The 8,337-nt window shown below is 67.2% G+C and carries 8 protein-coding genes; 6 read left to right on the top strand and 2 right to left on the bottom strand.

What is annotated here, in order from left to right; all coding sequences use genetic code 11:
* A partial coding sequence (locus tag ACFWF3_RS15230; protein ID WP_379314144.1) for a serine hydrolase domain-containing protein occupies positions 1–853 on the bottom strand: 853 nt, incomplete at its 3' end.
* 171 nt (positions 854–1,024) lie between these two features.
* Between ACFWF3_RS15230 and ACFWF3_RS15225 the strand changes: the two genes are divergently transcribed.
* Complete coding sequence (locus ACFWF3_RS15225; RefSeq protein WP_378989343.1) at positions 1,025–1,657, top strand: hypothetical protein; 633 nt, start codon at positions 1,025–1,027, stop codon at positions 1,655–1,657.
* Between the two features lie 38 nt (positions 1,658–1,695).
* The gene (locus tag ACFWF3_RS15220; RefSeq protein WP_379314143.1) at positions 1,696–3,144 is read left to right on the top strand and encodes an MFS transporter; all 1,449 of its coding nucleotides are present in this window, start codon (positions 1,696–1,698) and stop codon (positions 3,142–3,144) included.
* Positions 3,145–3,207: 63 nt separating this feature from the next.
* Here the strand turns inward: ACFWF3_RS15220 and ACFWF3_RS15215 are convergent, their stop codons facing one another.
* On the bottom strand, positions 3,208–3,876 hold the full coding sequence (locus ACFWF3_RS15215; RefSeq protein ID WP_379314142.1) for a S1 family peptidase: 669 nt from the start codon (positions 3,874–3,876) through the stop codon (positions 3,208–3,210).
* 488 nt (positions 3,877–4,364) lie between these two features.
* Here ACFWF3_RS15215 and ACFWF3_RS15210 point away from each other — a divergent pair, with 488 nt between their 5' ends.
* The 4 genes from ACFWF3_RS15210 to ACFWF3_RS15195 all read left to right on the top strand — a co-directional run.
* Positions 4,365–5,219, top strand: a complete 855-nt coding sequence (locus ACFWF3_RS15210; protein WP_266294734.1) for an ABC transporter permease — start codon at positions 4,365–4,367, stop codon at positions 5,217–5,219.
* Between the two features lie 3 nt (positions 5,220–5,222).
* On the top strand, positions 5,223–6,086 hold the full coding sequence (locus tag ACFWF3_RS15205) for an MlaE family ABC transporter permease (RefSeq protein WP_378989340.1): 864 nt from the start codon (positions 5,223–5,225) through the stop codon (positions 6,084–6,086).
* Between the two features lie 7 nt (positions 6,087–6,093).
* Entirely contained in the window at positions 6,094–7,593 is a 1,500-nt protein-coding gene (locus ACFWF3_RS15200) for an MlaD family protein (RefSeq protein WP_379314141.1), read from the top strand.
* A partial coding sequence (locus ACFWF3_RS15195) for an MCE family protein (protein ID WP_379314140.1) occupies positions 7,590–8,337 on the top strand: 748 nt, incomplete at its 3' end. The genes ACFWF3_RS15200 and ACFWF3_RS15195, both read left to right, overlap by 4 nt.

The raw sequence follows: 8,337 nt of genomic DNA, 5'->3' as shown, positions 1-8,337 counted from the left end.
GGAACCGCACGTCGCCCACCTGCCCACCGTTGGCGAGGGCCCCGTACATCCTGGCCAGCGCCCGCGCCGAGAACACCCCGTTCCAGCCGGGCATCACCGCGTCGTGCACCCGTGGATCGCGGACCAGTTCGTCGAAGCTCTCCGGCATACCCGCCTCGGCCAGACCACGCGCGGGTCGCACCCACGACAGCACCGACGACGCGGTGTTCCAGCGGATCCCCGGTGGCGCCAGATGCGGAAAGATCTTCGCGATCCGGTGCCGTTCGCCCGGCGGTACCTGAAACCAGAACTCGTCGATTCCCAAGGGCTGGGCCACTTCTCGGCGCAATACCGCCGTGAACGGATCGCCGGTTACCCGCTGCACGATCTCGGCGACCAACCAGCCGAAGGTGATCGCGTGATAGCCCGAGGTGCGGATGCGGCGCGGGTCGGCGGGGCTCTCGGCGAGGGCGGCCACCACCGCGTCGTAGTCGAGAATGCCCTCGCGACCCGGCACCAGCCCGCGTACGCGGTGCAGGCCCGCGCGATGGGACAGCACATCGCGCACGGTGATGTCGTCCTTGCCGTGCGACCCGAACTCCGGCCAGTAGGTGGCCACCGGCTCCTCGTAATCGATGAGCCCGCGCTCGGCCAGCCGATGCAGCACGGTGGCGGCGACACCCTTGCCGGTGGAGAAGGTGAGCGCGATGTTCTCGCCGGTCCAGCGCTGATCCTTGGCCGCCCAGCCCGCCCAGATATCGACGACCGGGCGTCCGTCCAGGTAGATGGCCAGCGCCCCGCCGCCACGACTGGGCTGGGTGAACATCCCGAAGAAATGATCCGCGAGCCGGATGAAGCGCGGATCGACCACCATTTGCCGTGGCGCCGCGAAGTCGTCGACCGGTGCTGACACGATGGATACCTCCTGATACACGCGATCGGGGGCCCCGCGCCGCACACGGCGACCGGAATCCCAAGGGTATCGCAGGGACAGACCCGCCGGTTGGAGTCGACGGGGGTGGCTCCGGTGGTGTATTCACAATGGGTGTTTGCAGATTTGCCAATCGGCCGGCTCGTCGGCGCGATCGCCATCACCGTGACCGCGTTCGTCTCGACCGGTTGCGGAGGCACCATCGACGGCCACGCTCAGCCGGCGATCGATGTCGTCCCCGCGACCAGCACCGCGACGCCGACCACCAAGCCGGGCAAGTCGACCACCGGCAAACCCACCGCCAGCAAGCCCGCGCCGACATCGAGCAAGGGCGGCAAGACCGACTTCCAGGCCAACGTCGGCGACTGCGTCGCGCTCGGCGGCACGGTCAACGACGCGACCATCGAGAAGGCCGCGTGCGGTAGCCGTTCGTCGAACTACAAGGTCATCGGCAAGGCCAAGACCAGCAACGGCTGCGTCGGCGACCGCGACAACTTCTACGCCGAGACGCTCAACGGCATCGAGACCGGCGCGCTGTGCCTCGACATCGACTGGGTCGTCGGCGGCTGCATCGACGTGGGCGGCGACGAACCCAAGCGCATCGAGTGCGGCGAGGGCGGGACCGAACCGGTCAAGGTCATCACGATCAACAAGAACTCCGACAGCGTCGACGACTGCCCCGATGCCGCCGATTCCGGCTTCAAGTACGCCGAGCGCCACGTCGTCGTCTGCGTGGAGAGCCTGTAGTCCCGACGAAAGACGTGGGTGGCGGCTAGTTTGGAGTAGTGCCACAGACGGTTCGGCTGAACTCGGCCACGGGCCGGTGGATTCTGCTCGCCACCATCCTCGGCTCGTCGATGGCGTCGCTGGACGCCACCGTCGTCTCCGTCGCGCTGCCGCGGATCGGCGAATCGCTGCACACCGATGTCGCCGGGTTGCAGTGGACCGTGAACGGTTACACGCTCACCCTGGCCTCCTTCATCCTGCTCGGCGGTTCGCTCGGCGACCGGCTCGGCCGTCGGCGCGTCTTCGTCTGGGGCATCGTCGGATTCGCGATCACCTCGCTGCTGTGCGCGGCCGCGGTGAACATCGAGATGCTCGTGGCCGCGCGCTTGCTCCAGGGCGTGGCGGGCGCGTTGCTCACGCCGGGGAGCCTGGCGCTGATCTCGGCGTCGATCGACAAAGGCGACCAGGGCAGTGCGATCGGACTGTGGTCCGGTCTCGGCGGGGTGGCCGGTGCGTTCGGGCCACTGCTCGGTGGTGGCTTGATCGATCTGGTCGGCTGGCGGGCGATCTTCCTGCTCAATGTGCCGCTCGCGCTGGTGGTCGCCGTCGTCACGCTCAAATATGTCCCGGAGAGCCGTGATCCGGAGGCGCCCGCGCGGATCGACATACCGGGCGCGGTGATCGTCGCGCTCGCGCTCGGTGCGCTCACACTGGGACTCATCGATTCCCGGGTGGTGCTGGTGGCGGTCGGGCTGGCCGCGCTGGCGTGTTTCGTGCTGGTGGAACTGCGCAGCCCGAATCCGCTGGTACCGCCGTCGCTGTTCCGGTCGCGGGTGTTCACGGTGGCGAATCTGGTGACGTTGCTCGTGTACGCCGCGCTCGGCGGCGTCTTCTTCCTGCTGGTGCTGCAATTGCAGCTGGTGGCCGGGTACTCGCCGATGGCGTCGGGCGCCGCCGGACTGCCCGTCACCCTGCTGATGCTGGTGCTCTCGGCGCCCGCGGGCCGATGGGCGCAACAGCACGGGCCGCGGATTCCGATGACGTTCGGTCCGCTGCTGGCTGCGGGCGGGGTGTTCGCGTTGCAGCGGATCGGACCGGGCGCGGACTATCTCAGCGATGTGCTGCCCGGCGTGTTCGTCTTCGGGCTCGGACTGTCGGTGCTGGTAGCGCCATTGACCGGCGCGGTGCTCGCCGCGGTGCGCGAGGGCGAGGCCGGCATCGCCTCCGGGGTGAACAACGCCGTGGCGCGAACGGCACAGCTACTCGCCGTGGCGGCGTTGCCAGGGCTGGCCGGGTTGTCCGGCGCGTTCGGCGACCCGGTCGCCTTCGCCGCCGGCTTCGACACCGCGATGCGCTGGTGCGCGGTGCTGCTGCTGCTCGGCGGGGGTGTCGCGGCGGTCCTGCTCCGCGTGCCGCGTCAGCCTCCGCAGCCCGAACGCGTCGACTGCCTGCCGCACTGCGCCGGCGCCGACGGACCCGCGCTCGCACCGAAATCGCTTGCCACATAGCAAGAGCGGGCCGCGTGGACAACCACGCGACCCGCTCGACATCCGGGGAGTACGGGCAAGGGACTAGATCGGGTGATACCCCGAACCCACGCCGCCGCGGGCGTTGATGTCGGCCATGATCGAGTTCATGTTCGTCCCGACCTCCGGCCCGAAGCAGGCCAGCGCCAGATAGGCGTTGACCATGCCCACCAGTGTCGAGCCGACGACGACCGGCGCGCCGGAATCGCCCTCGACCACGCACATCTGCGACCAGGTCTCGGTATTGGTCGCGAACACGTCGCCCCAGGTGATGCCGCAGGTATTGCCGGTGGTCCGGCCTTCCTTGCAGACGATCGTCGGGAACTGCGCCGGTCCGCCGACGCCGGTGATGGTGACGTTGCCGATCCGGTTGACCGGGATGATCCGGCCCGGCGTGAACTCGATGACCGCGTAGTCGAGTTCGGAGTTGCTGTACACGAAACGGCCGATCTCGCCGTAGCCTCGATCCACCTCGGCGCTGACCGGCGCGCCCGCGTCGCCGCAGTGGCCCGCGGTCAGTCCGACCAGCCTGCCCGCGCCGTCGTGTCCCACCGTGGTGACGGTGCACTCGAACGCGTTGTCGATCACGATGCCGGAGCCGCCGCCGATCACCGGGGGGCCTGCTTGCGCGTTGGCCGCACCGGTGCCCAGCAGAGCTGCACCGAGGGCGAGGGCGAAGGCGGTGTTGGCCACCTTGGCGAGTTTGCTGAACATGTCCCTCCAGATGTCGGAAGTTCGCACAGTATCAATACGGTCTGTCTATCGTGCCTGTATTCGGTCCCGGGCGCGCCTCCGGACCGGTGCGTTTGCCGCCGTGTCGTGCGGGCCTTCCCGAGTGGTTGTCATAGCGATTCCCTATTGCAATCGCGGCGCGGCGCGTCGTTCGTGTTTCTCGCGTGATGTGTTCGGATAATTCGACGAGGACTTCGTTATGAATGACAAAATTCCGCAATATTCCTTTACCGCGACCGCTGGTACTGGGAAACCATGCTGGAAAAGGACTTCGCGGGTAATCCCTGGAATCCCGGAATTACGGGCGGTAGGGTCCGGCATGGCCGGTCTCATAGCCGTTTCGGACAGTGACCTCTATCTATGACAGCGCTCACATGTCGGTGATGTGTTCTGCGCTACTCCGTAGTAAGGTGCGTCAAGCAAACAAGTCGCCGGGGCGTTGAGGGCCCGGCGTCGAGAGGGGTTATGCAGTGCAGTCGACCGAGAGTCCGCCCACACGTTCACGAGTCAGCGAGGCTGTCGACTGGACGAAGGGCCTTTGGGACGACCATCCGAAGAAGTCGCTGGAAACCTTCGGTCGACAGATCACGATGGGTATCGAAGCGATCACGGAGTTGATCGTCGCGATCTTCCGTCGGCGTTTTCCTTTCGACGAGTTCGTCCGGCAGTCCGCGTTCATGGCCAGTGTCGCCGCGGCGCCGACGCTGCTGGTCGCCATCCCGATCGCGGTGATCGTCTCGATCCAGGTCGGCGCGGTCGCGGGCCAGGTCGGTGCCACCTCGTTCATCGGTGCGGCCAACGGGCTCGGCATCATCCAGCAGGGCGCCCCGCTGGTCACCGCGCTGATGATCGCCGGTGCCGTCGGTTCGGCCATCTGCGCCGACCTCGGTTCCCGCACCATCCGTGAAGAGATCGACGCGATGAAGGTCATGGGTGTCGACCCGCTGCGCCGCCTGGTGGCTCCCCGCCTGGGCGCCGCGATGCTGGTCAGCTTCCTGCTCTGCGGCTTCGTCGTCTTCGTCGGCTTCCTCACCGGCTACATGTTCAACATCTTCGCCCAGGGCGGTACGCCCGGCTCCTACATGAGCACCTTCGCCTCGTTCGCGGTCACCCGCGACCTCGCGGTGGCGCTGTTGAAGTCGGTCCTGTTCGGTCTGATCGCCTCGATCATCGCCTGCGACTGCGGCCTGAACGCTCGCGGTGGTCCCGGTGGTGTCGCCAACGCGGTGAACTCCGCGGTGGTCAGCTCCACCGTCATGCTGCTCGGTGTCAACGTGGCGATCACCCAGATCTACGCCGCCGTCTTCCCCCCACAGGTGGTCTGAGCCATGTCATCCACATACGTACCTCCGCTACTGCGACCGATCCGGTCGCTGCAGAAGGCCAGCAAGGCGCCCGGCGACCTGCTCGCCCGCCTCGGCCACCAGGTCTTCTTCTTCCTGCGTTCGGTCGGGTCCATCCCGCTGGCCTTCAAGCAGTACCCGAAGGAGGTCTGGCGTCTGCTCTCCGACGTCACCTGGGGTAACGGCAACATCGTCGTCGGTGGCGGCACCATCGGCGTCATCTTGATCATCAGTGCCTTCGGCGGCATGACGGTGGCCATTCAGGGCCACACCTCGCTGAACCTGCTCGGATTGAGCCCCATCACGGGCGCGATCTCCGCCTTCGCCACCACCCGCGAGCTCGGCCCGCTGCTGGCGGCCCTGGCCTTCGCGGCCCAGGCGGGCTGTCGATTCACCGCACAGCTGGGCGCCATGCGCATCTCCGAGGAGATCGACGCGCTCGAGTCGGTGGCGATTCGCCCGCTGCCCTACCTGGTGAGCACCCGGATGATGGCCGCGGTGATGGCGATCGTGCCGCTGTACGCCCTCGGTTTGACCATGGCCTACCTGGCCTGCTCGGTCACCGTGCAATTGATCGGCGGTACGGCGTCGGGCACCTACTCGCACTACTTCTTCCAATTCCTGGTGCCGACGGACGTGCTCTACTCCCTGCTCAAGGCGATCATCTTCGTCATGATCACGACGTTCATCCAGTGCTACTACGGCTTCTTCGCCTCGGGCGGTCCCGAAGGCGTCGGTGTGGCGGCAGGCCGCGCGATCAAGATGTGCATCATCCTGGTCGTGTTCGCCGACCTCGTCATGACGTTGGCGATCTGGGGAATCAACCCCGGCATCAGGATCTCGGGGTAAGGGCGCGATGATCATCGATCCGAGTGGGCGCGGTCCCACCATGAAGCAGCTGTATGTGGCCGGCGCGGCCGGTCTGATCGTCTTCGGCGTCATCCTGGCTTTCCTCACGGCCCGCTACCAGGGCTACTTCGTTCCCAAGGTCAACGTGGTCGCGAACCTGTCGACCACCGGTGACGGCCTGCCGTCGGACGCCGACGTGAAGTTCCGCGGCGTGCTCGTGGGCGTGGTGAAGAACGTCGAGATCGGCAAGGACGCCGAGCAGAAGGTGAACATCGAGCTCAAGCCCGAGTTCGCCGACGGAATCCCCAACACCGTCACCGCCCGCGTGGTGCCCTCCAACCTGTTCGCGGTCACCTCCGTGGAGCTGGTCTACAACGGTGCGAACAGCCAGCACCTGAAGGAGGGCTCGCAGATCCCCGAGGACCGCAGCCAGGGCACCATCGCGCTGCAGGACACGCTCACCACGGTGCGCGACATCCTCGACGAGGTCGATCCGGTGCAGTTCGGTCGCGTGCTCGGCACGCTCACCCAGGCACTCGACGGCAGCGGCCGGGTCCCCGGCTCGACCATTCAGCGCCTCGACCACTGGCTGACCACGGTCGCCGACGCGGGCCCGAACGTGGGCGGCATGCTGGACAACTTCTCCAACTCCGCGCACGCGCTGAACCAGTCGGCGCCGGAACTGCTCGACGTGCTCGGCTCCTCGGTGCAGACCGCGAACACCATCGCCACCAAGCGCGAACAGCTGATCGCGCTGCTGGCCGGTGCGAGCGCCACCACCGACCGGGTGAACGACCTGTTCGCGTCGAATCCCGATGTGGGCAAGGAAGTCACGGTCGGCATGAACGCCACCCTGGGTGCGCTGGCCGCCGACCCCGCGTCGATCACCAGGACCTTCCAGGTCTTCGGTCCCTCGCTGGCCCAGCTCAACACCACCTTCCACGGTGGCCCGAGCGGCAAGCAGATGGTGTGGAACGCCGGCCTGACCTTCACGCCGTACCAGCCCAACACCGTCGCCGACTGCCCGCGCTACGGCGACCTGCTCGGACCGAGCTGCTTCACCGCACCGGCCGAGGCCTCGCTGCCGGCGATCCCGGACAACCTGCGTCCGCGCAGGCTCGACACGGCCGCGGGCCTCCCGCCGCTGGTGTCGATCCCGGGCATGCCCGACATCCCGGGTCTCACCAGTCCCGGTGTCGCGCCGATGCACACGGCCAACGGCACCGAGATCAAGCCGTTCCAGGGCACCCCGCTCGAGGGCCTCGTCCCGTCGATCCAGATTCCGGGCCTGCCCGGTGTGCTGGGTGGTGCGCCCGCTCCCGCGGCCGCTCCGGCCGCGGCGCCCGCTCCGGCGAGCGTGCCCACCGCGACACCGATCTCCTACTCCGGTGACGCGGCGATGACTCAGCTGCTCGGTCGCAAGCCGAACGCGTCCGAATATCTGCTGCTCGGTCCGATTTTGAAGGGCGGAACCCTGCAAGTGTCCGAAAACGGGGGTGGCGCATGAGTATCCGTAAGCCACTGATCGGGTTCAGTATCTTCGCGCTCGTCTCACTGCTCGTCACCGTGGTCGTGTGGAACACACTGGCCCGCACGGTCGATGGTGACACCCGCAAGTACACCGCGATCTTCACCGACGTCCTCGGGCTGCGGCCCGGCGACGATGTCCGGATGGCCGGCGTGCGCGTCGGCAAGGTCGAAACCATCGAGCTCGACGGCAAGAACGACGCCAAGGTGTCGTTCATCGTGCAGAGCGACCAGACCCTGTTCAACGACACCAAGGCGCTGGTCAGGTACCAGAACCTGATCGGTCAGCGCTACGTGGCGCTGACCCCGGGCGCGACGCCGAGCCCGGAGCCGCTCAAGAGCGGCTCCACCATTCCGCTCGACCGCACCGAGCCCTCGTTCGACATCTCGGCCCTGCTCAACGGTTTCCAGCCGCTGTTCCAGGCGCTCGAGCCCGCCGAGGTCAACGCGATGTCGGAGACCCTGATCCAGGCGCTGCAGGGCGATGGGGTCTCGCTGTCGGCGTTCATCGTTCAGGCGGCCCAGCTGGCCACCGATTTCCAGCGTCGCGACGCGATCCTGTCCGACGTGATCACCAACCTGTCCGGTGTGATGGCCGGGTTGGCGAAGCGAGGGGATGAATTGGAGACCCTGATTACCCAGACCAGGGCATTGATCGGCGGACTCTACGACCAGGGTCAGTCGCTGCAGGCGTCCACGGTCACCCTCGCCGATTCCACGACCG

The sequence above is a fragment of the Nocardia sp. NPDC060220 genome, from assembly GCF_042727815.1.
GTDB lineage: Bacteria > Actinomycetota > Actinomycetes > Mycobacteriales > Mycobacteriaceae > Nocardia.
The sequence above is the reverse complement of the archived record's forward strand: the minus strand, read 5'-3'. Positions and strand labels throughout refer to the sequence as shown.